The sequence below is a fragment of the Zoogloea sp. LCSB751 genome (genome assembly GCF_002028455.1).
Taxonomy (GTDB): Bacteria; Pseudomonadota; Gammaproteobacteria; order Burkholderiales; family Rhodocyclaceae; genus Zoogloea.
Map to the genome: position 1 here is coordinate 1 of NZ_MWUM01000571.1, position 239 is coordinate 239.

Here is a 239-nt window from a genome sequence, read left to right on the forward strand (position 1 = left end):
TCTCGTGTTTTTAGTTGGATATACCTATTGCCTCTGTTTATTTGCTTGGCGTTTTGCCAATCGCCATTATCCGTATTTAGAACGTTTACTTTTATTGACGTCTACAATCGCGATTGCGGCATTACTGTTGACACCGATCAATTATCTAGAACGTAGCTTATCCTCTGTCTTTTTCTATTCTGGCATGGTATTTATTTTTAATTGCTTGTTTTTTCAATGGATTGCTTTTAAACGTAGAA

At 35.6% G+C, this 239-nt stretch carries 1 protein-coding gene; it reads left to right on the plus strand.

Going from position 1 to position 239, the window contains the following annotated elements:
- Positions 1–239 (plus strand): hypothetical protein (locus tag B4920_RS30220; protein WP_216820134.1); only part of this gene is annotated, 239 nt, incomplete at both ends.